Below are 25,196 nucleotides of genomic sequence, written 5' to 3' on the forward strand. Positions count from 1 at the left end.
TTTGTTATATTTTCAGCACTCAATTCTTACGAGTGCTAATTTTAAACTACATCTTAACCGAAAGGATCAACATGAAATTCCAACCACTTGGAAAACGCGTATTAGTCGAGCGCGAAGAAGAAGCGACTACAACAGCCACAGGTATTATCATACCAGACAACGCAAGCAAAGAAAAGCCAATGAGTGGCAAGGTAATAGCCATAAGCAAAGAAGCAGAAGGCATAAAAGAAGGCGATAAAATCGTATTTGCTAAGTATTCAGGTTCAGAAATCACAATTGATGGCAAAACCTTTTTAGTGCTAAACACAGATGATGTGCTAGGCATTTTAAAATAATTCAAATTTACAAAAGGAGTAAAAAATGGCAAAAGAAATCTTTTTTTCAGATGACGCTAGAAATAAATTATACTCAGGCGTTAAAAAACTAAATGATGCGGTAAAAGTGACTATGGGACCACGCGGTCGCAATGTGCTAATCCAAAAAAGCTTTGGCGCGCCAAGTATCACAAAAGACGGCGTAAGCGTAGCAAAAGAAATAGAGCTAAAAGATACCCTAGAAAATATGGGCGCAGGTTTAGTGCGTGAAGTTGCTAGCAAAACAAACGACCAAGCAGGCGATGGCACCACAACAGCCACCGTGCTAGCTCACGCGATATTTAAAGAGGGCTTGCGTAATATCACAGCAGGCGCAAATCCTATCGAAGTAAAACGCGGTATGGATAAATACTCAGCCGATATCATCGCCGAGCTAAAAAAACAAGCCAAAAAAGTAGCAGGCAAAAAAGAAATAGCCCAAGTAGCGACTATTTCAGCAAATAGTGAAAGTGCCATTGGCGATTTGATAGCCGATGCTATGGAAAAAGTAGGCAAAGATGGCGTAATCACCGTTGAAGAAGCTAAAAGCATTAGCGATGAATTGATAGTAGTTGAGGGTATGCAATTTGACCGCGGTTATCTAAGCCCTTATTTCATCACAAACGCTGAAAAAATGCAAGTTGAGCTAAGCAATACCTTAATTTTATTATTTGATAAAAAAATTACAAATCTTAAAGATTTATTACCTGTTTTAGAACAAGTTCAAAAAACAGGCAAGCCACTTTTAATAATCGCAGAAGATATAGAAGGCGAAGCATTAGCCACTCTTGTGGTAAATAAACTTCGTGGCGTGCTAAATATCTCAGCCGTTAAAGCACCAGGATTTGGCGATCGCCGCAAAGCAATGCTTGAAGATATAGCTATTTTAACAGGCGGAGCAGTAATTAGCGAAGAGTTAGGACGCACGCTTGAAAGCGCAAGTTTAGATGATTTAGGCAAGGCAGATAGAGTAGTAATAGACAAAGACAACACCACAATAGTAGGTGGCGCAGGCACTAAAAAAGACATAGATGCTCGCATAACCCAAATCAAAGCACAAATTGCTGAAAGCACAAGCGACTATGATAAAGAAAAACTCCAAGAACGCCTAGCCAAGCTAAGCGGCGGCGTAGCAGTAATAAAAGTAGGCGCAGCCACAGAAACCGAAATGAAAGAGCGAAAAGACCGCGTAGAAGATGCCCTAAATGCTACAAAAGCAGCAGTTGAAGAAGGCATAGTAATAGGCGGTGGCGCAGCTCTAATCAAAGCAGCTAAAAAAGTAAAAAACAGCCTAAAAGGCGATGAGCAAATCGGCGCAGAGATCGTAAAACGCGCGCTTTTTGCCCCACTTCGCCAAATAGCCCAAAACGCTGGCTTTGATGCGGGCGTGGTAGCCGATAAGGTTGAAAATTCCAGCGAACACGAAGGCTTTGATGCTAGCAAAGGCGAGCTAACGGATATGTTTAAATCAGGCATTATCGATCCTGTAAAAGTTGAGCGCATTGCCTTACAAAACGCTGTAAGCGTGGCTAGCTTGCTTATCACCACAGAAGCTACCGTAAGCGATATAAAAGAAGAAAAACCAGCAATGCCAGCAATGCCAGATATGGGCGGTATGGGTGGCATGGGCGGTATGATGTAATCTGCTAAAATGCTATTATTTAGGCAAGGATTTAGCGTCCTTGCCTTTTAAAATTTCAATTATTTTTTTTATTTTTCTTTATAAAATTTCAAGTTATTTTTTTATTTTTGCTTTTAAAATTTTAATTATTTTTTTTTATTTTTTTTATGCCGTGTTGGCATTGCTAAGCAAGGCTACGCTAGCAGGATATAATCTTTTACCATTCTTTGCCTACCTTTGAAAAATCATCGTAGATATTTAGGTTTTCATCTGTGATTTTTTCGCATAAAATAGCCATTTCATCTTTGCTTTTTTCTACTATAAGCTTATTTTTTACTATGCTAAGGTTTAAGGGGGTATTTTCTTTTAAATTTAGCTGTTTTATAAGAAAATTTGGAACTCTAATCACCATAGAATTGCCCAATTTATTAAGTCTTACTTGCATAATATCTCCAAAAATTAAGTTTAAAATAAGTATAAGATTTTTTCATAAATAAGTCAAATTTATTTTTACGCCACAAAATACTTAAAATTTTAATAATATTTAATAATCATTAAATTATAAAATTTCGCTTTTTATTATGATGTATTCGTTATTAGAGCTAATTTTATTTGTTAAATTAAAAAAAATTTTCTTTAATTTAAGTTTAAGCTAAGCTAAAAGCTACTAATATTTCAGCCACTAGCTTTAAAAGCTAGGTATTTTAAAGCTAGGAGTTATTTTAAAGGAGAAAAGCATGAAAAAAGGCTTTACTATGATTGAGTTGATCTTCGTGATCGTAATTTTAGGTGTTTTGGCGTCTGTAGCGATACCAAGACTAGCAGCTACAAGAGATGATGCAGAGGTTTCAAAAGCCGCTACAAATTTGGCGACAGCCATAAGCGATATCACAGCCTACTACACAGCTCAGGGAGAGTTTCAAACTGATGGTAGTTTTGATAAAATGACAAGTGCAGTTACTAAAAATGGACAACTCAAGGTTAAAGGCGATAAGGTATGCACCACAATAAAACTTGAAGGAGGCAATGTCAATAATCAACAAACTTCGAATGCCGCTAAAATAAAATTCACTATCACTGGTAGTAATGATCCAGTATGCAAACAATTGCAAAAATTATCTGGTATTAAAAGTATGTGCGGACAAGATAATGATTTAACCGATAATACAGAATGCGCAATCCAAGTTGGTGGTTCTGGTGTTAAATTCTAACTTCATTATTAATTAATGTTAATGTCTTAACCTAAATTTTAGCTCCACTAAATTTTAAAATTTAGTGGAGTTTCTACTTCATTAAAATCCGCAAAATTTTAAAAATTTTAAAATTTTAAACCCGCCCAGAATTTAAAATAATAAAAAAACCAAATCAATCTTCAAAGCTAATGGCGATTGTAGCGGGCTTTGGCAGTTTTTTAAGGCTTTGTTTTAGCATTAAATGATCGCTTAGGCCAGAAATTTTGAGCGTAGAGCCATCAAGGCTAAATCTTGCTTGCTTAAAAGTAGAAAGCTCCCTAGCACTTGCTAGCAAAAAGCAAAGCCATTTTAGCGTTTTAAGCGGGGCGCAAAGCTTGCTAAACTCGCCCAAATCGTCATTATCAAAGTCCTTGCCGTGAAACTGGCAAATCACAGCGATATTACAAAGCTGCTCGTGCGTGTAGCCGTAATTTAACGCCGTCCGCACGATATACGCGCTATTTAAACGCTCTTTATAATAACCCAAGGCGCGCCCCACATTAAAGATTTTTGCCGCCACACTAAGCAAAAACAGCTCATTTTCCCCAAGCCTATGAAAAGGCGCAAAAACCCTAAAAAGCTCTTTTGCGGTATTTAGCGTGGCGCGATTATCAATAGGGCAAAAGCGATCTTGTAAGCTTTTAAGGCTAGGATTAAAATTTGCTGGAAATTTCACGCCAGGGCGCAAAATCGCGCTTAAAAACAAACCCTCTCTAATGCCAACGCCACTTGTTATAACGCGTTTTGCGCCTAAGCTCTCACATAGCTTTAAAAACACAAGCGCGCCACCGCGAATGGTATCAAAGCGATCTTTGCTGATATTAAAATTTTTAAGTCCTAAAACGCTTGAAAGCGCGATTTTACGGATATAAGCGCTATTTTGCGCATTAAAGGGATAAATAAAATTATGTAAGCTTTCAAGCGGATATTTGCGCTCTTTAATAATAGCCGTGCTAATAGCACGCAAAGAGCCGCCGATAGCGATTATATCGCTATTAGCAAAATCCTTATCAATGCCTTTTAAAAGCTTATTTATAAACTCGCTTGCGCCGTTTGCGTCCTTTTTATCATAAAAAAGCTCTTTTAAGCGCACGGTGCCGATATTTAGCGAAATAGTGGCTGTGATACGGCCATTTTGTATGCGCGCAAGCTCTGTGCTGCCGCCGCCTATGTCTATGGTGGTGGCGTTTTTAAGCGGGCTTAGCAAGTTTAACGCGGCTAATCCGCCATAATAAGCCTCGCTCTTGCCATCAACTACGCGCAAATTTATGCCCAAGCCGTTTTTTACTCTATTAATAAATTCCTTGGCATTTGGCGCATCGCGCAAGGCTGAGGTGCCAGTGGCTATTATGCGCCTTGCGCCGTATAATTTAATATAGCTTTTAAACTCGCTAAATGCGCTATAAACATTATCCATAGCCTTTTGCTGTAATACTCCGCCCTTTTCATAAGCGCCCTCGCCTAAGCGCACTTTAAGCTTGTATTCTCGCAAAATAAAAAATCCAAGACGGCTTGTGCGCTCAAAAATCGCCATTCTTGCGCTATTTGAACCCAAATCAATCACGGCTATTCGTTTTGGCATTTTGTGTCCTTATTTTTAATTTTTGCTTGCGTTAAAATTTTAATCAAATAAACTACGCCTAAAACTACGCCTTGTAAGCTCGTTTTTGCCGTATTTGGCTAGGGCTTGTAGGTGAGCTTTTGTGCCATAGCCCTTGTGCTTGTCGTAATCAAAAAGCGGATAAAGCGCGCTAAAACGGCGCATTTGGCGATCGCGGCTTACCTTTGCGATTATGCTAGCAGCGCTAACTTGTGCTATTAATTTATCTGCTTTAATCATAGTTTTAACCAAGCTCTCACCGTAATTACAATTACCATCAAATAATAAATCATAGCCTTTAAAATGCGCCTCTAAGGTCATTAGCGCGCGCTTTAAACACCAAGAAAGCCCGCGCTCATCTATTATATTATTTGAAAAAAACAGCACCAAATAATCGCATTTTGGTAAAATTTCATTATAAATTTGCTCGCGTTTTTTCTCGCTTAAAATTTTAGAATCAGCCACAAGCGCGCTCAGCTCATCATCAAAGCCGGGCTTAAACGCGCACCCAGCCACTACTAGCTCGCCAGCTAGCGCGCCCCTGCCAGCCTCATCTATGCCACAAAGCACGGCTAAGCTCCATTTTTACGCACTAAAAGCGAATGTAAAAAGGCAACTAAAATAATGCCAAAACTCAAAGTCCCAGTAATTAGCTCGCTAACTTCATAAAATATATTTATAAACATTATCACGCTAAGGGCTAAAATAGCGTAATTTGCGCCATGCTCTAAAAATTTAAACTCACTTAGCGTGCCGTGATGAACCATATAAAGCGTTAAAGAACGCACAAAAAACGCGCCAATGCCTAAGCCAATCATTATAATAAAAATATTTTCACTCATCGCAAACGCGCCTATTACGCCATCAAAGCTAAATGAAGCGTCTAAGGTTTCAAGGTATAAAAAGCCAGCAAAACCACTGCGCGTGGCTGCGGATTTAAAATTTTGATTTTGTAAGCCCTGGTTATGGTTATTAAAATTTGTAATTTTATTATTGACATTTTCATCATCGTTGTTATTAAAATTTGTAATATCAGCCTTTTCATCATCGCCTAAAAACTCATTTACAAGCCCTAATGCCATATGAACCAAAATCGCCGCAAAATACGCCATCGCATAATCGCTATTTTTGGTTAAATAAAGCATTATCATTCCCACAAGCACTGCTATAAAAACGCTTGCATTTTTAGCTTTTGCAAGAGCTAACATTACGCGATTTGCCTCAATCGCTCGTATCCAGCGCACATTTCGCCCAGCAAAGAAAAACTCCAAAGCAACCATCAACAAAAACGCCCCGCCAAAAATGTAAATTTCACCTTTATTTGCGCTTAAATGCTTGTGGTAGGTATCTACATCGTTAATGGCTAGCATTAAGGTTTCAACAATCCCAAGCTTTGCTACCATGGCAACGATAATAATAGGAAAGGCAAAACGCATACCAAAAACAGCCACAGGAATGCCCCACACAATAAAACGCCGGCGCCATTTTTCATCCATTTCTTCAAGGGTTTTAGCATTTACCACGGCATTATCAAAGCTTAGGCTAATTTCTAAAACTGCTAGTAACGCACAAATATACGCCGCCGCAAAGCCACCAAGCCAAAAGGCTAAAATAAGCCCAACAAAAGTAATAAAAAATGAAAAATAAAAAAATCGCATAACTCTCCCTTGGCTAAAAGTGTGTATTATAATAAAATTTTATTTATTGTTTGTAAGAATTTGCTTGATTTGAGTTTAAAATTTTAAAGTGGCGTAAATTAAAATTTCTTTGCCAAAACACAAATAAAATTAAAATTTCGCCACAAAACGCAAGCCTTTATGGCCGCAAATAAAATAGCCTATTTAACAGCTTGTGCCATATCCCACATAGGCATAAAGATACCAAGAGCCATAAGAATAACCATACCAGCGATGAAAACTAGCAAAATAGGCTCCACATAAGCTGAGATATTATCTAAGATATTATTAAAGCGCATTTTATAATAATCAGTAACTTTTTCTACCATTTCATCTAAGCTACCGCTACGCTCGCCAGCGCTTATCATTTGGACAAGCATACTTTCATAAAGCTTAGTTGATTCTACGGCGTATGAAAGGTTGCTACCGCGAGTAACTAGGGTTTTAATAGATGAAAGTTTTTCATTTAAATGATCATTATCCACGCTTAAAAATGCGGTATCAAGGGCATCGACTATTGGAATACCAGAGCGCACTAGCTCGCAAAAAATAAGATTAAAGCGGTGCATAGTGGCAAAAAATACGATATTGCCTATCAAATAAACCCTTAAAATGTTTTTATCAAACTGCTTTTTAAAATTTTTATTTGCGCGGTATAAATAAAACACGGTAAAAACCGCAGCTATTACAATGCCAGCGATGAAAAGCCCGTGATTGCTAAGTGCGGATTCTATGCTTAGCAAAATGCGCGTAGGCAAAGGCAACTGAGCGCCTAATTGCTCAAAAATCTCTCTAAATTTTGGCACAACCATTATCATAAGAATAACAAAGGCCGCGATGATGGCGATTATTACCGTTACTGGATAACGCATAGCTTTTTTGAACTTTTGCTTATTATCATAAACATCTTGGAGAACTTGCGTTAATTGCCCTAGGGATTCAGATAACTGACCCGTTTGCTCGCCTAGGCCTATTAAGGCTATGCTAACATTGCCCACTTCATCTTTAAAAGCGCTCATACTCTCTGTTAAACTCATACCGGCATTTAAGTCATCTCTTACGGCAGTAAAAATTTCTTGTAAGCGTTTATTTTGCGTGTTTTTGGCTACTTCGCGCACGCAGTCGTGGATGGATATACCAGCACCAGTCATTACAGTAAGCTGACGCAAAGTGGCGATATAATCCTCCATTCTAAGCTTTGGCTTAAAAATAGCTGCTAAACTAGACTGCAAAGCCTCAATAGCCGGTATGCCACCTTTATGCTCGGTGGTTTTTATAACCGTGCCACCGCGCCTGCGCATAGCTTGAGTTTTAGCTTGATCTAAACTATTTGCTCTAACCACATCAGTGTAGCGTTTGCTACCTTTTACTTGAACAACCTTATAACTTCTCACTTATTATCCTTTCGCCACTCTATAAACTTCGGCTATACTAGTAATACCAATAGCCGCGCGACGCATACCATCAGCAAAGAAATCCTTAAAGCCCTCTGCATAAGCTTGATTTGCAATTTCTTCTTTTGATGCGTTCTTGGCTATTAAAGATGAAATTTTATCGCTAACAGGCAATACCTCGCTCACCATTTCGCGCCCCACATAGCCAGTTTGCGAGCATTTCTCGCAACCAACTGGCCCATAAAATTGATAATCACCAGGAATTAAGTGCACAATTCTCTCCATTTGTGCCTCTGGCAAGGTGATTTTTTGCCTACAGCTTGGGCAAAGCTTACGCACAAGACGCTGAGCCTCCACACCAACCAAAGCACCGCTTAATAAATAAGGCTCTATTCCCATATCCATTATACGCGTAACGGCTGAAATAGCGTCATTTGTGTGTAAAGTAGAAAACACTAAGTGGCCTGTAAGCGCTGCTTGTATGCCTATGCGTAAAGTTTCTTGATCGCGAATCTCACCTATCATTACAATATCAGGGTCTTGGCGCAAGATCGAACGCAAAGCAGACGCAAAGGTAAGCCCTGCTTTTTCATTAACATGAACTTGCTGGATTAGTCCCATTTGATACTCAACCGGATCCTCAACGGTGATAATTTTCTTTTCAACGCTTTTTATATCATTTAATGCCGCGTATAAGGTCGTGGTCTTACCAGAGCCAGTAGGTCCAGTAACTAAAATCATACCATAAGGCGAAACGCTCATTTTAGTAAATTTTGCAAGAGTTTCTTCGGCCATACCTAAATCTTTAAGATTTATAATTACTTTGGATTTATCCAAAATACGCATAACTATACTCTCGCCGTTAATTATAGGCAAGGTAGATATACGAAAATCATACTCTTTGCCAAGAACTTGCACGCTAAAACGGCCATCTTGTGGTTTGCGGCGTTCGGCTATATCCATATTTGATAGCATTTTAAGCCGGCTAGCAAGTGGCGGATAAATATCCTTTTCAAAAACAAAAAGTTCAGTTAGCATACCATCTATACGGCTTCGCACAACGCAATCATTTTGCGTAGGCTCTATGTGTATATCGCTAGCGCGATTTGAAATAGAAACACGCAAGATAGTTTCAATAAGCTTTAAAACACCGCTACTTTCGTTTTCATCACCTTCGCCTGTGCTAGATTCTAATTCTTTGCGGATTTGAGTTACAATCGATGATACGCTTTCATTAAGTTCTAATTTTGCGAGCATTTTATCGATAGTTGTAGGATCGCACACGACAATTTTTAAAATTTTACGATTAAAAATCCCGCCTATTTTATCTTGTGAATCTATATCAAAAAGATTTTTAAAAGCTACATATACATTTACTTCATCTTCTTTATATGGCAACGCACCAAAACTTTTAAGATTAGAGCAAGGCACGGATCTAGCTAGATTAAAATCCACATCAGAATCATCTAATTTAACATATTCTAAATTAAAAGTTTTTGCAAAATAGCCTAAAAATGTATCCCTATCTAAACCAAAATACCCGGTAATATCATCTAAGCTTATACGAGTTCGTCTGTATAAAGTAGCGAGCAAGCTTACTATTTCGCTATCTCGCATACCTAACTCTTCTTTTAGAGTGGCTATGGTTCTTTTTGAGTTTATTTTAACAGTTAGGCTCTCAAAATCGCTTTGAGCGACCTTTCCTTCGCGCACTAATGCTTGTAAAATTTCTCGATTTATATCTTTGATATCTGCCATTTTTTATCCTAAGGTAAAGTGTTTGAATATATTTGTGAAATTATTGCTTGAATTTCTTGATTATCAGGGGCTTTGTTTTGAAATGTTTCTAGCACCCTAATAGCATCTTGTCTTTTATTCATTTTAGCCTGTGATTTAGCAAAGATTATCCAACCATCTGGGTCGTTTTTATCCATATCATTTAATGTCAAAGCCCATTTAGCAGCATTTTTATAATCTTTTTTATCATAATATTCTTTTGCAAGAAGCCTTACATATTGTATGTCGTGCGTTTTGTAAAAATTTTCTTTAAGAGTATCTATGGAGGTGTTAAGAACGGTAGATTCTATTATAACTTGCGCTTTTTTTTCTTTTTTTACTTCTTTTTCTTTTGCGCTAAATTTAGGTTCGTTTTCTAAAAAAACTATCTCATCTTTATTTTTATTATTTTGCTTAGATTTAGCGGTGTTTTTTTACTTTGGTTTTTCTAATTCATCATCATCGTAGTTATTGTATTTTTCATCAATTGCTTTTTGTTTTAGGTTTTGAATTTTAAGTCTTTGCTGTAATTCGTTTTTGGCAATTTGTGCTTCTTTGCTACTATCATATCCTCGTAGCAAAATAACCGTAATCACGACTATTGCACAAATACACAATGACGCAATTATACCTAGCTTTATAAACAATTTTTTACGATAATTAGATAAAAGTTTTTCTAACCTTTTAATTTCTAAACCATCAAGCATGTAATATCCCTAAGTCTAATGCTGCCATTAAAATGCAATTTTTTAATTCTTTTTTAAGTGTAGCTGGACTATTTTCTTCATAATACTCAGCTATTTCAAACACTTTATATAAAATTTGATTTAATCTTCGTAAATTGCCCTTGCTTATTTTATATAATAATTTTAAAGTTTTATTAGTGAAAATACTCATAGCAGCATTTTGCTCATGCAAAAATAGCTTTTTTTCTATATACATCAACATTTCATCATAAGAGCATAAATCAAACTCAACAATCTCGCCAATTCTCGTATTAAAGCATTCCTTAGCTAGCAAGTCCTCACTGGCTGTTTTATGCACCGTAAAAAGTATTTTAAAATATCTAGTATCAGCTATTAGGCGAATTTTTTCTACCAAATCTTTTGGATAAAGCTGGCTTTCATCTAGTATTAAAACATACTGAGTTTTTGGCATATTTGTTTTTGGATCCAAAGGATTTTCTTTTTCACACTTTTGAATTAAGGCTTCTGTATTATCACACAATACATCATCACCAAACAAACGCGTAGAAATCGCATTTATAAAATCTTTTTCACTAAAAAAAGGTTGTAAAAAAAATATAATAGGCTTTTTATCTTTTAAATCATTATAAATTCTTTGTAATAAAAAAGTTTTGCCAGTGCCTGGCGCGCCAAAAAATAAAATAATTTTTACTGGTTTATCCAAAGCACCGCAAATTTTGCGATAGGCGATTACTGTTTTGTCTAAACTAACATAACCGCTTATATCGCTATCTGAGAATATATCTTTTATATCTGTGTAGATATTTTTACTCATTAAAGTATTCCGTCAGAATATCCCAAAGATTTTAAAGAATCTTTAACATTACCTGTTTCGTTGATATTAACAACTTTTGGTGTAATTATAAAGACTAACTCTGTGCTTCTTAATGAATCTGTTACATTTTTAAACAAATAACCAATCGCAGGTATATCACCTAAAACAGGAACTTTATTTACATTTTTACCAGTTTCTTGGCTAATTAAACCACCTAAGACTATTGTATCACCGCTATTAACTTGCACAACAGTAGAAAGCTTTTTTTGTAAGGTATCAGGTGCTATGCTACGAGCTGCGGTTTGTCTTACATTATCTTCTTGATATTTAAAGGTATTTAAACTAGGATTTATGCGCAACATAATCTTACCATCATCGCTTACCTCAGGTAAAATATTCAACAAAATACCTATAAAAGTAGAATACTGAGTAACATCTTGTGTGACGGTAGTACCAGTATCAGAGCTTACATTTGAGCTAGTGATTTGATAATTTATATTATCGCCTACTGATATAATTGCTTGTTGATTATTCATAGTCATTACTTTTGGACTAGAAATAACCTTAGAGTTACCTTTTGTTTCAAGGAAATTAATTACGCCCTCTAAATTAATATCTACTCCACCGCCTAAAATAAAGCCACCAGTGATAGAGCGCATAGTAGGTATGGCTGCATTGCCTATTTCTCTTGTTATCCAATCACCATCTTCACCTGTGTAAGAATATTCATACTTGGTGCCTTGAAAAGGAATTCTATTACTTCTTGTACCGGCCTTGGCATTAGGACTTGGATCATTGCCTCTTCTACCAAATTTAAATGAACTAGGACTTCCATCGCCTAAATTGCTATTAAAGCTTAGATTAAATTTAGACCAATCAATACCTTTTGAAAATTCATTTTCAAGTTGGATAGAAATAATGCGAACATCTATCATAACTTGTTTTTTCAAGCTTTTATTTAGATTATTTATGTAGCGAGCTACACGATTTATTTGTGTTTTAGTACCAGTTACTGTTATTAGCCCAGCATTTGGATTAACCACAGGTGCTGGAGCGGCAAAATGCTCTATGCCGTTATTCATAATAGCTAAAATTTCAGCTTGTAATTGTGTCCAAAAATCAAATTTTTCAGTTATTTTAATGATATTTTCTTGTGATTCTAAGTCTGTGTTGTTTTCGTTTTGATCACTTAAATTTTCAAGCTCAGTAGGTGCTGAATCAGTAGATGCTCTTGTAACAGCACGACCTTCTCTAATAGATGTTATATAATCGATTTTAAAAGTTCTAGACTCAGTAGTAGCAACCTTTAAAACCTTTTTATTAAAGGTATAACTTAAATCATTATGAGTAATCAATATATCAAATATATCACTCAAACTCAATGATTTAATGTTTATGCCAGTGGCATCTTGACTTAATATGCTACTAGCATTCCTATCAGCTACAATAATACTAAAATCACAAGTTGAAGACAACTGAGATAAAATCTCTTTGATACTTGTATTATCATCCGAAATTTTGATGCTAAAAAGCCTGCGATCGCAACTAGCACCAAAAGCCAAAGTGCTACTTAGCAAAAATGCTAAAAATAGCTTAATTAAACGATATTGTGACATTGTTTCCCCTTTTTAGTTCTATCGTTACATTTGTATCTGTGTTTGGATCATTTAAGATTGCTTGTCTTGATTCTATCTTAATAAGTTTGTATTGTTCTATATCTTCATCAAGTTTATACCAAGACCCATTTATCCTTGCAGAATTGCCTACAATTGCGCTTAATTCAAAATTTGGAATAACTACAGCTGATTCAGGTTTTACTCTTGCAAAAGGATCTTTAATCTCATCTATTTGCTCTTGGGTAATTTCGCTCTTGCGCTCTTTTGCTATTTCTTCTATTTCTGCTGGCACATTATTTTGTTCTTGTGTAGCATTTACTTCATCATTTGCCGTCAATAAAACAAAAGAACAAAACATCAATGCTATTTTTATGAATGTTTTTTTCATATCCTTCCTCGCTTTAATATTCTTTTGTGTATAATTTTACTCATATCTTACGCCCCATGATGATATATTGATATGTCCATAGATATTGCCTTTATCATTAACTTTCATATCTATATCGCTTATATCTATCGCATCTATGCTTTCTTCTAATCGTCTTGTGTATTGAACTATGTTATTAAAACTTTCTGTTTCAAAAGTTACATTCACATCATACAATTTAGCAAAACTCAAAGGATTTACTTGATTAAGCATATTGTCTATTCTAATGATTGTTACATTAGTATCCAAAGCATCGCGTGCAATGTCGTTTAGATAGACATTTATATTGCTACCTGCTAGCAATTTAGATAGCTCTTTAACCTTTTGGCTAACCTCAGAATTTTTTTGACTCACGCTTGCAACTTCGCTTTGTTTTTCTTGAATTTCTCTATTGAGTCTAGCGATTTGACTATTTAATTCTTTTGGTTTATTTTTTAGGTCGTTGAGTTCTTTGTTGATTCCATTTAATTCAGATTCAACATTTTCTCTTACTTCAACAGCACTAGGATTAACCAGTAAATAAATTATATAAGCAACAGCCACAAATGCTACTAAAAAGATAAGCCTTTTGTCTTTATCTTTTTTACCTTCAAAATATTCGTCTAATCTTTGTATGTATTCTTCCATTATTTCACTCCTATTTTGATAGCACTTTGGTAGATACCCTCTTTAACAGAAATTTCCTTAGCAACTACACTATATCTATCAGAATTTTCTATAAATTTTATAAGCTTAGTGATTTTTATATCATTACTACTATTTAATACTACGGTTATGATATTATCACTATCAATGCTTATATTTTCGGTATTTACACCTTGATCATTTAAATATTTAGCTATATCATATAAGGTAGAGTTTTTCATTTTATACTCAACCTTTTTTGAATGGCTATCTTTAATGATATTTTCTTTAAGTTCAAGGTCGGCGCGTAAATTTGCTAATTTATCCTTAATGGCATTAAATTCTTTTTGGGTATTTTCTTTTTTAGAATTTAAACCATTAACCTCTTGCTGTAAAGATTCTACTTTTAACTTTTGCTCATCTCTTTCCATTGTATTCAAACCAGCTTGAACCAGCTCTACACCAGGCATTATCAAGCCAGCTACCAAAGCTACACCCATAAGAGCTACGAATTTACCACCATCGCGTTTCATAAATGCAGGCGGTCGGAGATATGGACTTAGATTTAAAGGGCTTCTTTCATCATCACAGCCTCTTGCGTATAAAAACATTAAAACATTTAAGAAATTTATATCTTGCTCGCCACCTTCAAAATTTAGGTTAAAGCTAAAATCTCTACATTCTATGCCTATGCGCTTGCTGGCTAAATCCGCTAAGCCATTTATTGTGCCTATATCTGTGCCTATAAATATTTTAGAAATATTAGCAGTTGATAAATCGCTTAAATTTGCAAAAACATCAGATACAAAATAAAGCAATTCATCTACGACATTAACCATTTCTCCGCTTACGCCGTCTTGTTTTAGCTTGGCAAAAAAATCGGCTTTTTCTATTTTTTGTCCGGTTATTGCTGGATACTGAGCGGCTAAATAATTAAGGGTATATCGCCCAAGAGAGCGCACAAAAGAGAAGTTTCCTTGATTATACACCACCACATATGCTTCATCATCGCCTATATAAATAAAGCAATCCACACTATTACTATCTAGCACACCTTGTTCATATAAGCCTTTATATAGCAACGGCTCTGGTACCACATAATCTATATATTCGGTATTAAACAGCAATGGTTGTAGATTTGTTTCTACGGTTTCAGCTGAAATCAAAAATACATCGTAGAAATTCTCTTTATCTTTTCTTGGCCCATAAGACATAAGATATTGCTGAGCATTATCTAATGCCAAATTACGATAAGCTGCATCTAAAAGAAAACCCTCAAGAGTTTCTCCACTTGAACTACCAGAAGCATCTAATTTGGTATAGTGCAATTCTCTATTCTTTACATAAGTAACAATCATAGGATCTTTTTTACTTATAGAAGAATAATCCTTTGGCTTTACGACATTATCTTTAAAAGCATAGGCCTTGCTTTTAAAGACATCTACGGTAGTAATTTCTAGTCCTTTTTTAGAACTAGAACTCTTGCCCGAGACTGTGCTCGGTCCCTTAAAGGAAGCTAAAAAGTTGTTTTTCATCAGCAGCCTCACCCCTAATTTTTTTTAAAAGTTTGGCATTATAACAAAAAAACGGCATTTTTTACTTTTTTTTAATTTTTTTTTTACTTTTTTTTTGAATTTAGTTAAAGAAAAACATTTTTTTTAAGACTTTTTTCATTTTTATGCCAATTTTTTTGCACTTTTACTTCAAGTCCTAGATAAACTTTTTGTCCGTCTAAGGCTGCTATTAGTTTTCTAGCTTTAATGCCGATATTTTTAAGAGCGCTTATTAAAATACCTTTATGGCTTTGGCTATCTGTGATGATAACTGCTTCTACACTGGTAAGTTTAGGTAAATTTTTCACGCCTTTTATCAGCACCTCAGCACTATAAGGCAATTCATCACTAACGCAAGCAAAAATCGCTTCAAGGATAAAATCTCTATAAATATCCTTGCTTTTTGCATCGCTTAAATCCTGGCTATCATAATATAATGGCGCTACTGGCAAAATTTTAATACATTCATTTAATAATTCATCTCTAAAAGCTGCCTTTTTTATGCTAACTGGCACAAGCGCGCTATAATTTTGGCTGTAAGTATTATATTGTGCTAATTTTGCAAAAAGCGCTTCTTTTTTGGCTAAATCTACCTTTGTGATAACGACTATATGCGCCTTTTGGCATTTTGCTACCTTTAAAATTTCTAAAAATTGTTCATAATCTTTAATATCATCAAAAACGCTAGCGCAAAATATCAAAGCATCGCAATCATTTAAACTTTCAATTGCTTTTTCATTTAAAATTTTATTTAATAGCTTTTGGCTGTTATTTAGCCCGGGTGTGTCTATGAAGATTAATTGATTTTGTCCGTGCATTACTATGGCTTTTAGTGTTCGCCTAGTGGCGTTTTGCTTGTGTGAAACTAATGTGATTTTTGTATTTAGCAAATAATTAATTAGGCTAGATTTACCTGAGTTCGTGCGCCCAATTACTGATATAAAGCCAGATTTTGCCATTTAATGCCTTTAAAATTTTAATAAATTGCCACTAAATACACAAATCCGCCAAACTCATTCACTTAAAATTTTACGAATCTTTTCAAAGCGCGTATTTATCGTGCCATCTATATTGCCACTATCGCTTAAAAGCAAAGCCCCGCCAGGACTTATAGCATCATCGCTGCTAAGTTTTATATGCGTATCGCCTTCAAATTGTTCGCTCAAATAGCCATAATCCTTGCTATTTACTTTTATTTCAACGCTTGCGGCATCTTTTAGCTCGCTAATTAAACTCTTAGCTATATTTAGCGCAACCTTGGCTGAGTTTTCTTTGATTTCTTTTAGCACCACTTCTTTTGCTATATCGATTGCTGTGTGGCTTAATTGCTCTTGTGTTTTTGCCAAAAACTCATCAAAACGCGCACTTTGTTCATCTAGCTTTTTAATGCTCGTGCTATATTTGCTCTCTAAATCTTTAATTTGCGCATCGTAGGCGGTTTTTGCGGCTTGTTCGCCTGCTTGCTCGCCCTCTTTTCTTGCTTTATCTGTTTCGCTAGCTAGGCGTTGTTTAAACTCGCTTTCTTGGCTTTCTATTTTCATTTGAAGTTTTATAATGTTATCGCTTAATTCATCTGTGCGCTTTAAAAGTTCTTCTATAAAGCTTGGTTGGGAATTTTGCGTGCTTTGTGGCTCTTGTGGTTCTGGCTGTTTGATTGCTGGTGTAATTACCTGAGTTGTTTCAAGCGAAGTATCTGCGGTGCTTTCTTTATCTATTTGCTCGACATTTATTTGCTCGGCATTTGCTTGCTCAGCGCATTTGCTTGGTTTTTCGTTGCTGATATTAGCGTTTTCTTCATTATCGCGTCTTGTGTTTAAAACCTTAAATCTATATGGTTTGATCGTATGTTTTTGGCTACTAGCGTCTATTACATTACTTTGCATTTTTACTCTTTTTCTAAAACAGCGGTTTTAAAATTTTACAATTTAGCCACAAAAACAGCATCTAAAACCACCATTAAATTTTATTCGATCATCTCGTCATTACCGCCTAATTGAACCACTCCGGTTTCAGCTAATTTTTGCACTGCTTCTACTACTTTGCGCTGTGCTTCTTCTACTTCTTTTACACGCACAGCACCAAGATAGCCCATTTCTTCTATAAAAGCCTCGCTTGCGCGCTGGGACATATTTGTCAAAAATCTTTGTTTTAACTCTTCGCTAGCACTTTTTAAGCCTACCATTAAGTCTTTTTTATCCACGACTTTTAGCACCTCGCGAATTGCTGTGTTATTAAGAGAATTAATATCTTCAAAAGTAAACATCATTTCTTTAATATTTGCTGCTAGGTTTGGATCGCTTTGCTCGATAAACTCGATTGTAGTTTTAGCCGCTTTTTGTCCTAAGCGATTTAGCGTTTCAGCCACGGCTCTTGTGCCACCTATTTCAACCTTATAGCTTGTTAGGCTTTGTAGTTTGCTTTCTAGCACGGCAGAAACGCGCTTAATCACGCTAGGGCTGATATCGCCAAGATTTGCCATACGCATCACCACCTCGCCCCTAATATCCTCAGGAAAATAAAACAGCGTCTCAGCAGCACTCGTAGCGTCCATATGAGCTACTATTAAGGCGATGGTTTGCGGGTGTTCTTTAACAATAAAATCAGCTAACTGCTGTGGGCGCACATTTTGTAAATAGCCAAAAGAGCGCGTAGTTTCCATAGATTTTTGCAATTTATCTAAAATTTTTTGCGCTTCTTCGGGACCAAAAGTTTTATATAAAATTTCTTTTGCGTATTCTAAACCACCTGTTTTAATATGCTGATTTGAAGCAAATAAAGCATAAAATTCTTCAAGCACCGCTGCTGCTACTGCTTTATCTAGCGTTTTGGCTGTGGCTATATGGCGCGAAATCTCCATAACAACCTCAGGATCCATATGCGAAAAAATCAAACTAGCCGCATCTTCACCCATTTGTATTATCATTATAGCGATCTTTTCAGGCATTGAAAGATCATCAAAAACCATTTTTTGTTCTTCATTTAATTTTGCCATTAAAAATCCTTAGAGCCACTAAAACTATTATCTGTTTTAACCATACTTTGAAGCAACGATGCCACCTCATCGCTTCGCTCAGCCACTATGCCCTTCATTTTTTCAAGTAATACATCATATTTTAAATCTTCTTCATTAAAGTCATCATTCATACCAAGCTCATCTTCTGCGCGTTTTTTAGCAGCTTTAAATCGCTCTATTGTATCTTCTGCTTCTTCTTCTACATCAATTTCTTCTTCAAAAACCGCTTCTTCTTGTGGTTTAGTATCCATTAGCATTTTATTCATAAACGGCACAATCACCTTTTTATAGAATACAAACAAAATTAAAGCCACCAGCAAATACTTCAACACAGGCAAAAGTGGCTTAATATATTCTTCTTCAAAGCGTTGAAATTTTGTAAGTGGCGTGCTTATATTATTAGGTCTAAACTCAAAATTGCTCACCGTTACTTGATCGCCACGCGCTTGATTATAACCCACTGCTTGCTCGACCAAAGAGCGTATTTGATTTACTTCATTTTCATTAAGCGGGATATAATTTATCTTGCTTGTAAGCTCGCCGCTTTCATCGCGCACATTTTCATATCTGCCATCTACTACCACAGCTGCGGTTAAACGCTTAATAGTAGCAAATTGCGGTTTTGTTTTGATTATTTGTTTTGAAATTTCATAGTTTGTGTTTGTAACGGTTTTATCGTATTCTTGCGTTGGTTTATTATCTTCTATGCCTTGGACTGGCCCTATATTACTAACAGCCCCTGGCACGCCGCCTAGCTCTTTTGGATCGCGCCCTACTTTATGCTCTTCTATATTTTGCTCGCTACGCACCACAGAATTTGGATCAAAAATTTCTTGCTCTTTATCTGTTTGGCTAAAATCAAACTCTATACTAACCTTTGCTGTAACTTTATCTCTACTGCCTACAAAACGCGCTATCATATCTATAATCTTAGCTTCATAATTGCTCTCAAACTCGTGCTTATAGCGAAGTTGTGCTTTTATTCTAGCGGCTTCTTGCTCATTTTGCATAGCCACGCTATCTTCGCCGACAGCAACGCCATCTTGGGTAACGATTTTTACATTTTCTAAGCTAAGATTTGGGATAGAGCCAGATACTATGCGCTTAATGCCATCGATTTGGCCATAATCTAATAATGAGCCATTTTTAAGCTTGACCACCACAGAAGCAGTTGGGGGAGTTTGACGCTCTGTAAAAACGCTTTCTTTTGGGAAGGCAATATACACGCTAGCGCGCTCAATAGGCTCTAAACTCTCTATGGTTTTGCTTAATTCGCCTTGAATTGCGCGTTGAAATTTTATGCGTTGCTCGCCTTCTGTCGCGCCAAAACTATTAGTATCAAAAAGCTCAAAGCCTGGTTTTGTTTTGCTAGCTTGAACTATCCCCAAGCTAGCCACAGCAATGCGCTCGCGATAAACATCTTTATTTGGCACTAAAATTGTATTTTCGTCTGCTAATTTATATTTAACGCCATCCATTTCAAGCTGAGCGATGATTTGCGCGCTTACAGATGGTTCTACATTAGCAAAAAGCACGCTATAACCAGAAAATTCCTCGCCCGATCCCTTAGGCGCGCGCGTAAAAAGCAACAAAAACACTATCAATGCCACCACAGCCACCACGCTACTTATGGCTACGATTTTTTGGCGTTTTGTAAGATTTAAAAATATGGTTGAAAGTTGCCCAAAAAGCTCTTTAAAATTATTCATTTAACGCATTGATCCCAAAAAATTTTAAAATTTAGGCTCCCATTATAGCAAATTTCTATGATTTACGCCCAAAAAACAGCTAAAATCTTGTTAAATTTTATCACAAACGCTAGCTTTTAAAATTTTATGGCTTTTTTTATTGAAATTTTATTCAAAAAATTGCTTAAAAATTAATAATTTTTATTAAAATTTTATTTAAAAATATTTTATATTAAATTCTAAAATTTTGAAATTTAAGGATTTGAACGAGGCTATGGCTATAAGCCGAGTTTTGTTTATGTAGTCATTTATCTTGCTTTAATGTCGCCATTAAAGTCTAGCAAAGCGTATATTTTAGGGCTTTACCACCGCTTCTTGCTGCGAGCTGGGTTTGCATAGCCACGCCGCTTGTTCTGGCTTGCGTGCTGGTGAGCTCTTACCTCGCCGTTTCACCCTTGCCAAGCGCGATGCGCTGGCGGTTTGCTTTCTGTTGCACTTTCCCTAGGATCGCTCCTGACATCCATTAGATGTAGCCCTGCCCTAATGCAGCTCGGACTTTCCTCGCTTATTTAAGCGCGACTACTTGCCATAGCGGCGTGATTATAGCGTAAATTTTAAAATAGCTTAAATAATTTAGCCAAAGAGTATTAAATTTTAAAATTAAGCCAAAAATCCAGTTAATGGAGAACTAGCTCGCGCATTTTGGCTAATATCTGCTATACCCGCTAAATACGCGCTTCTACCAGCTTTTATCGCCTCGCCAAAAGCGCGCGCCATCAATTTGACATCACAAGCTGTTGCTATTGCGGTATTTACCATCACAGCCGCACAACCCATCTCCATACAAAGTGCCGCCTCGCTTGGCCTGCCTATGCCAGCATCTACGATAACTGGCACCTTTATTTCATCTAATAAAATTTTTAACATATCTTTATTTAACAGCCCTTTATTTGAGCCAATAGGCGCTGCTAGCGGCATTACAGCCACGGCCCCAGCAGCTTCTAGCGCGCGCCCAGCATACAGCTCAGGATACATATACGCAAGCACGCTAAATCCATCATCGCTTAGCATTTTTGTAGCTCGCACGCTTTCTTCATTATCTGGGAAAAGATACTTGCTATCTTTAATAAGTTCAAGCTTAATTAGCTCGCCATAGCCAAGCTCGCGCGCTAATCGCGCCAAGCGCAAAGCCTCATCAGCATTATTAGCTCCGCTAGTATTTGGCAAAAGAGTTATATTTTTAGGGATAAAATCTGTAATATTATCGCTTTTTGTGCTTGCACGGCGCAATGCAAGGGTGATTATTTGCGCCCCACCACTTTCTATGCAAGCTTTTATTAAATTTGGATCAAATTTGCCAGAACCCATTATAAAACGGCTAGTAAAATGCCTATTTGCTATGATTAAATCATCATTCATCGCTAATCCTTTTTTAAAAGCGCAGATTTTAACAAGTCAAGGCTTAAAATTTTAAAATTTTCAAAACATATAATTTAATATTAAAATTTATCAAAATAAACAAAATTAAAAAAAATCTAAAAAAATTTTGGCAAAAATCTTGACAATAATTCACTCAATTTGTATAATTCGGCTAGCACTTACAAGATAAGAGTGCTAAAAATAAGGCAAAATAAAGTGAAAATTGATAAAAGAGAATTAATTTTAGAAAATATAATTCGCGCTTATTTAAAACAAAATGAGCCAGTTGGTTCATCTGTGCTTTGCGAGCATATAATAGAGCAAGGCAACGCAAATATCCCAGCAAGCACGATTAGAGTGTATTTTAAAAAGCTAAGCGATGAGGGCGCAATAACCAAGCTCCACATAAGCGGCGGGCGAATTCCTACTGTGCTTACGATGAGTTATTATTGGCAAGAACACTTAAAATTTAATGAAAAAATCAAGGTTACAAATGAAGAATTATTAAGTTTTTTGGTGTATGAATTAGGGATTTATTGTATGATTTTTGCCAAAAAAAATCCAAAATTTAGCGCCATAAAACGAATTAGTGATAAATTTTTGTTTTTAGAGTTTGAAGACGAGGCATTAAATATAAAATTTAACGCAAAAGTTGAAAAATTTCTACAAAATTTACTTGGCATTAGTTTAGACGAGCTAGAACTTGCAAGCATTCAAGTAGGTTTAAGCGAGCTAAGAGTAAAGATTAAAGAGCTAAAAAGAAGTAATATTTTTTACCAAGAAAATGAAAAAATCATTTTTGAAATTTTTAAAGATGAACGCATAAAAAATGCGCTAGAACCTAGTTTTGAGCGTTCTTTTACAAATAATTTAGCTTTTTGGATAGAAAGTGCGCACATGGGTTTAAAAACCCCAATACTTTATAAGGGCGAAAATGCGGTTATGATATGCGTTGGTAGCGTTTATAATGATTATGAAAAATTCTTAAATACTTTAAAGGAGGCATCGTGAAAGATAATACAGATCAAACAAGTAGTGTTAAAGATTTCTCAGCAGATGATGAAATCTTAACCCAAACAAACGAGCAAGAACAAAACAATCAAAACGCAAATGATGATGAATTAGTAAATTTTGACGAGCTAAAAACTGCTACGCAAAATAATGACGATAGCGCTCAAATAAGCGAGTTAAAAACTAAACTAGTTCAAGCGCAAGCAGATTTTGAAAATATCAAAAAACGCCTTGAAAAAGACAAAATCACTGCTGTAAATTTTGCAAATGAGAGTTTTGCTAGGGATTTATTACCTGTGCTTGATACGCTTGAAATGGCGATAAATGCTGCAGGTGATGATGAAGCAAGTGCTAAGATTAAAGAAGGCATTAGTTTAACGATTGATAGCTTTAAGCAAGTGCTAAATAAGCACGGCGTGCGTATGATACAAACAAATGAAGGCGGAGAGTTTAACCCACAAATCCATAACGCAATGAGTTATATTCAAAGCCAAACAATCGCAAGCGGACGCATCGCACAAATCTATCAGCACGGATATATGTATAATGATAGAATTTTACGCCCAGCAATGGTGCTAATTTCTAAATAAATTAAAATCTTAAATCAAATTAAGGAGTCTAAAATGGCAAAAGTAATAGGTATAGATTTAGGTACTACAAACTCTTGTGTGAGCGTTTATGAACGCGGCGAGAGCAAGGTTATACCAAATAAAGAAGGTAAAAACACTACCCCAAGCGTGGTGGCTTTTACTGATAAGGGTGAAATTTTAGTAGGCGATACAGCCAAACGCCAAGCAGTAACCAACCCGCAAAAAACGATTTTTTCAATTAAACGCATCATGGGTTTAATGATGAATGAAAAAAACGCAAGCGAGGCTAAAGCACGCTTACCATATCACATAATAGAAAGAAATGGTGCTTGCGCAGTAGAAATCGCTGGCAAAACCTACACTCCACAAGAAATTTCAGCCAAGGTATTGATTAAATTAAAAGAAGATGCTGAGGCGTATTTGGGCGAAAAGGTAGTAGATGCGGTAATTACCGTGCCAGCGTATTTTAACGATAGCCAAAGAAAGGCTACAAAAGAAGCAGGCACCATTGCTGGCTTAAATGTTTTACGCATTATAAATGAACCAACAGCAGCCGCGCTTGCTTATGGCTTAGATAAAAAAGAAGCTGAAAAAATCGTGGTTTATGATTTAGGTGGTGGTACTTTTGATGTAACTGTGCTTGAAACTGGCGATAATGTAGTAGAAGTGCTTGCAACTGGTGGTAATGCCTTTTTAGGTGGTGATGATTTTGATAACCGCTTGATTGACTTTTTAGTTAGTGAGTTTAAAAGCGAAAGTGGCATTGATTTAAAAAACGATGTAATGGCGCTCCAAAGACTAAAAGAAGCTGCTGAAAATGCAAAAAAAGAATTAAGCAGTGCTATGGAAACAACCATAAATCTGCCTTTTATCACAGCAGATTCTACTGGCCCAAAACACCTTACCAAAACAATCAGCAGAGCAAAATTTGAAGGCTTGATAGAAGATTTAGTAAATGAAACCATCACTAAAATAAATGAAGTAGTAAAAGACGCAAATATTTCAAAAAGCGAAATAAAAGAAGTTGTGATGGTTGGTGGTTCAACTCGCGTGCCATTAGTTCAAGATGAAGTAAAAAAAGCCTTTGGCAAAGAATTAAATAAAAGCGTAAATCCTGATGAGGTGGTTTCAATTGGTGCTGCAATTCAAGGCGCTGTAATAAAAGGTGATGTAAAAGATGTGCTTTTGCTTGATGTTACGCCACTTAGCCTTGGTATAGAAACGCTTGGCGGGGTAATGAGCAAGTTGATTGAAAAAGGCACAACAATCCCAACTAAAAAATCACAAACTTTCTCAACCGCTGAGGATAATCAAAGTGCTGTAACAATAAATGTGCTTCAAGGCGAGAGAGAATTTGCAAGAGATAATAAAAGTTTAGGAAATTTTAATCTTGAAGGCATTATGCCAGCACCGCGCGGTGTGCCACAAATTGAGGTTACTTTTGATATCGATGCAAATGGAATTTTAACCGTTTCAGCAAAAGATAAAGCAAGCGGTAAGGCTCAAAATATCACAATTAGCGGTTCAAGCGGACTAAGCGAAGATGAAATAAATAAAATGGTAAATGACGCCCAAGCCCACAAAGAAGAAGACCAAAAACGCAAAGAAGCCGTAGAAGCAAGAAATAACGCCGATAGCCTAGCTCATCAAACCCAAAAATCCCTAAATGAATTAAGCGAAAAAATAGCCACAGAAGATAGAGCCAAAATAGAAAGTGCTTTAAATGATTTAAAAGAGGTGCTAAAAGATGAAAGCGCATCAAAAGAGCAAATCGAAACTAAGGTTAAAGCGCTAAATGAAGCAAGCCACAAATTAGCTGAGGCTATGTATAAAAATGAAAATAAAAACGAAAAAGACGAAAACAAGAAAAAAGACGATGATGTAATAGACGCTGAGGTTGAATAAAAGCAAATTTGAATTATGGCGCGCAAGTCGCGCCTATTTCTTTTTATTTTAAAACCAAAAAGCCAAAATATTTCAAACCCGCTGATAAACTAGCCTTACAAATTTTAAAATTTTAATTTTTTACACATAATTTATACAAAATAAATCTTAAAATTCTAAATCATATTAAGATATTTT

At 36.0% G+C, this 25,196-nt stretch carries 24 protein-coding genes and 1 other RNA gene; 6 read left to right on the plus strand and 19 right to left on the minus strand.

Annotation, left to right across the window (positions count from 1 at the left end):
* Positions 1-71: 71 nt before the first annotated feature.
* Complete coding sequence (groES, locus tag CINF_RS06965; protein WP_178697343.1) at positions 72-335, plus strand: co-chaperone GroES; 264 nt, start codon at positions 72-74, stop codon at positions 333-335.
* Between the two features lie 25 nt (positions 336-360).
* Complete coding sequence (gene groL / locus CINF_RS06970) at positions 361-1,995, plus strand: chaperonin GroEL (protein WP_178697344.1); 1,635 nt, start codon at positions 361-363, stop codon at positions 1,993-1,995.
* 196 nt (positions 1,996-2,191) lie between these two features.
* Here groL and CINF_RS06975 read toward each other — a convergent pair whose 3' ends face one another.
* Positions 2,192-2,419 (minus strand): AbrB/MazE/SpoVT family DNA-binding domain-containing protein, encoded by a 228-nt coding sequence (locus CINF_RS06975; RefSeq protein WP_179975014.1) that lies wholly within the window; start codon positions 2,417-2,419, stop codon positions 2,192-2,194.
* A gap of 292 nt (positions 2,420-2,711) precedes the next feature.
* Here CINF_RS06975 and CINF_RS09110 point away from each other — a divergent pair, with 292 nt between their 5' ends.
* Complete coding sequence (locus CINF_RS09110; RefSeq protein WP_179975015.1) at positions 2,712-3,185, plus strand: type II secretion system protein; 474 nt, start codon at positions 2,712-2,714, stop codon at positions 3,183-3,185.
* Between the two features lie 154 nt (positions 3,186-3,339).
* On the opposite strand, the gene CINF_RS06985 is transcribed toward CINF_RS09110, so the two are convergent.
* From CINF_RS06985 to CINF_RS07070, 18 genes are all read right to left on the minus strand, one after another.
* The gene (locus CINF_RS06985; RefSeq protein ID WP_179975016.1) at positions 3,340-4,788 is read right to left on the minus strand and encodes a Ppx/GppA phosphatase family protein; all 1,449 of its coding nucleotides are present in this window, start codon (positions 4,786-4,788) and stop codon (positions 3,340-3,342) included.
* A gap of 39 nt (positions 4,789-4,827) precedes the next feature.
* Complete coding sequence (locus CINF_RS06990) at positions 4,828-5,376, minus strand: ribonuclease HII (RefSeq protein ID WP_179975017.1); 549 nt, start codon at positions 5,374-5,376, stop codon at positions 4,828-4,830.
* A gap of 2 nt (positions 5,377-5,378) precedes the next feature.
* Positions 5,379-6,464: a DUF475 domain-containing protein gene (locus CINF_RS06995; protein WP_179975018.1), complete on the minus strand. Its 1,086-nt coding sequence runs from the start codon at positions 6,462-6,464 to the stop codon at positions 5,379-5,381.
* A gap of 179 nt (positions 6,465-6,643) precedes the next feature.
* A complete protein-coding gene (locus tag CINF_RS07000) occupies positions 6,644-7,876 on the minus strand; it encodes a type II secretion system F family protein (RefSeq protein ID WP_240156110.1) in 1,233 nt (410 codons plus the stop codon).
* Positions 7,877-7,879: 3 nt separating this feature from the next.
* Positions 7,880-9,634, minus strand: a complete 1,755-nt coding sequence (locus tag CINF_RS07005; RefSeq protein WP_179975019.1) for a GspE/PulE family protein — start codon at positions 9,632-9,634, stop codon at positions 7,880-7,882.
* 8 nt (positions 9,635-9,642) lie between these two features.
* Positions 9,643-10,041 (minus strand): CDC27 family protein, encoded by a 399-nt coding sequence (locus CINF_RS09020; protein WP_179975957.1) that lies wholly within the window; start codon positions 10,039-10,041, stop codon positions 9,643-9,645.
* Positions 10,042-10,086: 45 nt separating this feature from the next.
* Positions 10,087-10,359 (minus strand): hypothetical protein, encoded by a 273-nt coding sequence (locus CINF_RS07015; RefSeq protein ID WP_179975020.1) that lies wholly within the window; start codon positions 10,357-10,359, stop codon positions 10,087-10,089.
* Complete coding sequence (locus CINF_RS07020; protein ID WP_179975021.1) at positions 10,352-11,173, minus strand: ATP-binding protein; 822 nt, start codon at positions 11,171-11,173, stop codon at positions 10,352-10,354. The genes CINF_RS07015 and CINF_RS07020 overlap by 8 nt, the downstream gene beginning before the upstream one ends.
* On the minus strand, positions 11,173-12,789 hold the full coding sequence (mshL, locus tag CINF_RS07025) for a pilus (MSHA type) biogenesis protein MshL (RefSeq protein WP_178697352.1): 1,617 nt from the start codon (positions 12,787-12,789) through the stop codon (positions 11,173-11,175). Before mshL ends, CINF_RS07020 begins: the two co-directional genes overlap by 1 nt.
* On the minus strand, positions 12,767-13,177 hold the full coding sequence (locus CINF_RS07030) for a hypothetical protein (protein ID WP_178697353.1): 411 nt from the start codon (positions 13,175-13,177) through the stop codon (positions 12,767-12,769). The genes mshL and CINF_RS07030 overlap by 23 nt, the downstream gene beginning before the upstream one ends.
* Positions 13,178-13,213: 36 nt before the next feature.
* Complete coding sequence (locus tag CINF_RS07035; RefSeq protein ID WP_178697354.1) at positions 13,214-13,843, minus strand: coiled-coil domain-containing protein; 630 nt, start codon at positions 13,841-13,843, stop codon at positions 13,214-13,216.
* Positions 13,843-15,375, minus strand: a complete 1,533-nt coding sequence (locus CINF_RS07040) for a coiled-coil domain-containing protein (RefSeq protein WP_179975022.1) — start codon at positions 15,373-15,375, stop codon at positions 13,843-13,845. The genes CINF_RS07035 and CINF_RS07040 overlap by 1 nt, the downstream gene beginning before the upstream one ends.
* Before the next feature lie 104 nt (positions 15,376-15,479).
* Positions 15,480-16,352 carry a GTPase Era gene (era, locus tag CINF_RS07045; RefSeq protein WP_179975023.1) on the minus strand — a complete coding sequence of 291 codons (873 nt, stop codon included), beginning with the start codon at positions 16,350-16,352 and terminating at the stop codon, positions 15,480-15,482.
* A gap of 54 nt (positions 16,353-16,406) precedes the next feature.
* Positions 16,407-17,276 (minus strand): flagellar assembly protein FliH, encoded by an 870-nt coding sequence (fliH, locus tag CINF_RS07050; RefSeq protein WP_179975024.1) that lies wholly within the window; start codon positions 17,274-17,276, stop codon positions 16,407-16,409.
* 80 nt (positions 17,277-17,356) lie between these two features.
* Positions 17,357-18,385 (minus strand): flagellar motor switch protein FliG, encoded by a 1,029-nt coding sequence (gene fliG / locus CINF_RS07055; protein WP_179975025.1) that lies wholly within the window; start codon positions 18,383-18,385, stop codon positions 17,357-17,359.
* Positions 18,385-20,115 carry a flagellar basal-body MS-ring/collar protein FliF gene (fliF, locus tag CINF_RS07060; protein ID WP_179975026.1) on the minus strand — a complete coding sequence of 577 codons (1,731 nt, stop codon included), beginning with the start codon at positions 20,113-20,115 and terminating at the stop codon, positions 18,385-18,387. Before fliF ends, fliG begins: the two co-directional genes overlap by 1 nt.
* A gap of 244 nt (positions 20,116-20,359) precedes the next feature.
* Positions 20,360-20,689: RNase P RNA component class A (gene rnpB / locus CINF_RS07065), an RNA gene on the minus strand.
* Positions 20,690-20,754: 65 nt separating this feature from the next.
* A complete protein-coding gene (locus CINF_RS07070) occupies positions 20,755-21,513 on the minus strand; it encodes a thiazole synthase (protein WP_178697360.1) in 759 nt (252 codons plus the stop codon).
* Positions 21,514-21,729: 216 nt separating this feature from the next.
* Between CINF_RS07070 and CINF_RS07075 the strand changes: the two genes are divergently transcribed.
* From CINF_RS07075 to dnaK, 3 genes are read left to right on the plus strand one after another with little or no spacing between them, the layout of a single operon-like run.
* Positions 21,730-22,524 (plus strand): HrcA family transcriptional regulator, encoded by a 795-nt coding sequence (locus CINF_RS07075; protein ID WP_178697361.1) that lies wholly within the window; start codon positions 21,730-21,732, stop codon positions 22,522-22,524.
* Positions 22,521-23,114: a nucleotide exchange factor GrpE gene (locus tag CINF_RS07080; RefSeq protein WP_240156111.1), complete on the plus strand. Its 594-nt coding sequence runs from the start codon at positions 22,521-22,523 to the stop codon at positions 23,112-23,114. Before CINF_RS07075 ends, CINF_RS07080 begins: the two co-directional genes overlap by 4 nt.
* A 33-nt stretch (positions 23,115-23,147) precedes the next feature.
* The gene (dnaK, locus tag CINF_RS07085) at positions 23,148-25,019 is read left to right on the plus strand and encodes a molecular chaperone DnaK (protein ID WP_179975027.1); all 1,872 of its coding nucleotides are present in this window, start codon (positions 23,148-23,150) and stop codon (positions 25,017-25,019) included.
* Positions 25,020-25,196 lie beyond the last annotated feature (177 nt).

The sequence above is a fragment of the Candidatus Campylobacter infans genome (assembly GCF_013416015.1).
Classification (GTDB): domain Bacteria; phylum Campylobacterota; class Campylobacteria; order Campylobacterales; family Campylobacteraceae; genus Campylobacter; species Campylobacter infans.

What these genes read in the sequence shown, in the direction of transcription:
- groES (WP_178697343.1), top strand. Translation starts at nt 72, where the DNA reads ATGAAATTCCAACCACTTGGAAAACGCGTATTAGTCGAGCGCGAAGAA.
- groL (WP_178697344.1), top strand. Translation starts at nt 361, where the DNA reads ATGGCAAAAGAAATCTTTTTTTCAGATGACGCTAGAAATAAATTATAC.
- CINF_RS06975 (WP_179975014.1), bottom strand. Translation starts at nt 2,419, where the DNA reads ATGCAAGTAAGACTTAATAAATTGGGCAATTCTATGGTGATTAGAGTT.
- CINF_RS09110 (WP_179975015.1), top strand. Translation starts at nt 2,712, where the DNA reads ATGAAAAAAGGCTTTACTATGATTGAGTTGATCTTCGTGATCGTAATT.
- CINF_RS06985 (WP_179975016.1), bottom strand. Translation starts at nt 4,788, where the DNA reads ATGCCAAAACGAATAGCCGTGATTGATTTGGGTTCAAATAGCGCAAGA.
- CINF_RS06995 (WP_179975018.1), bottom strand. Translation starts at nt 6,464, where the DNA reads ATGCGATTTTTTTATTTTTCATTTTTTATTACTTTTGTTGGGCTTATT.
- CINF_RS07005 (WP_179975019.1), bottom strand. Translation starts at nt 9,634, where the DNA reads ATGGCAGATATCAAAGATATAAATCGAGAAATTTTACAAGCATTAGTG.
- CINF_RS07015 (WP_179975020.1), bottom strand. Translation starts at nt 10,359, where the DNA reads ATGCTTGATGGTTTAGAAATTAAAAGGTTAGAAAAACTTTTATCTAAT.
- CINF_RS07020 (WP_179975021.1), bottom strand. Translation starts at nt 11,173, where the DNA reads ATGAGTAAAAATATCTACACAGATATAAAAGATATATTCTCAGATAGC.
- mshL (WP_178697352.1), bottom strand. Translation starts at nt 12,789, where the DNA reads ATGTCACAATATCGTTTAATTAAGCTATTTTTAGCATTTTTGCTAAGT.
- CINF_RS07030 (WP_178697353.1), bottom strand. Translation starts at nt 13,177, where the DNA reads ATGAAAAAAACATTCATAAAAATAGCATTGATGTTTTGTTCTTTTGTT.
- CINF_RS07035 (WP_178697354.1), bottom strand. Translation starts at nt 13,843, where the DNA reads ATGGAAGAATACATACAAAGATTAGACGAATATTTTGAAGGTAAAAAA.
- CINF_RS07040 (WP_179975022.1), bottom strand. Translation starts at nt 15,375, where the DNA reads ATGAAAAACAACTTTTTAGCTTCCTTTAAGGGACCGAGCACAGTCTCG.
- era (WP_179975023.1), bottom strand. Translation starts at nt 16,352, where the DNA reads ATGGCAAAATCTGGCTTTATATCAGTAATTGGGCGCACGAACTCAGGT.
- fliH (WP_179975024.1), bottom strand. Translation starts at nt 17,276, where the DNA reads ATGCAAAGTAATGTAATAGACGCTAGTAGCCAAAAACATACGATCAAA.
- fliG (WP_179975025.1), bottom strand. Translation starts at nt 18,385, where the DNA reads ATGGCAAAATTAAATGAAGAACAAAAAATGGTTTTTGATGATCTTTCA.
- fliF (WP_179975026.1), bottom strand. Translation starts at nt 20,115, where the DNA reads ATGAATAATTTTAAAGAGCTTTTTGGGCAACTTTCAACCATATTTTTA.
- CINF_RS07070 (WP_178697360.1), bottom strand. Translation starts at nt 21,513, where the DNA reads ATGAATGATGATTTAATCATAGCAAATAGGCATTTTACTAGCCGTTTT.
- dnaK (WP_179975027.1), top strand. Translation starts at nt 23,148, where the DNA reads ATGGCAAAAGTAATAGGTATAGATTTAGGTACTACAAACTCTTGTGTG.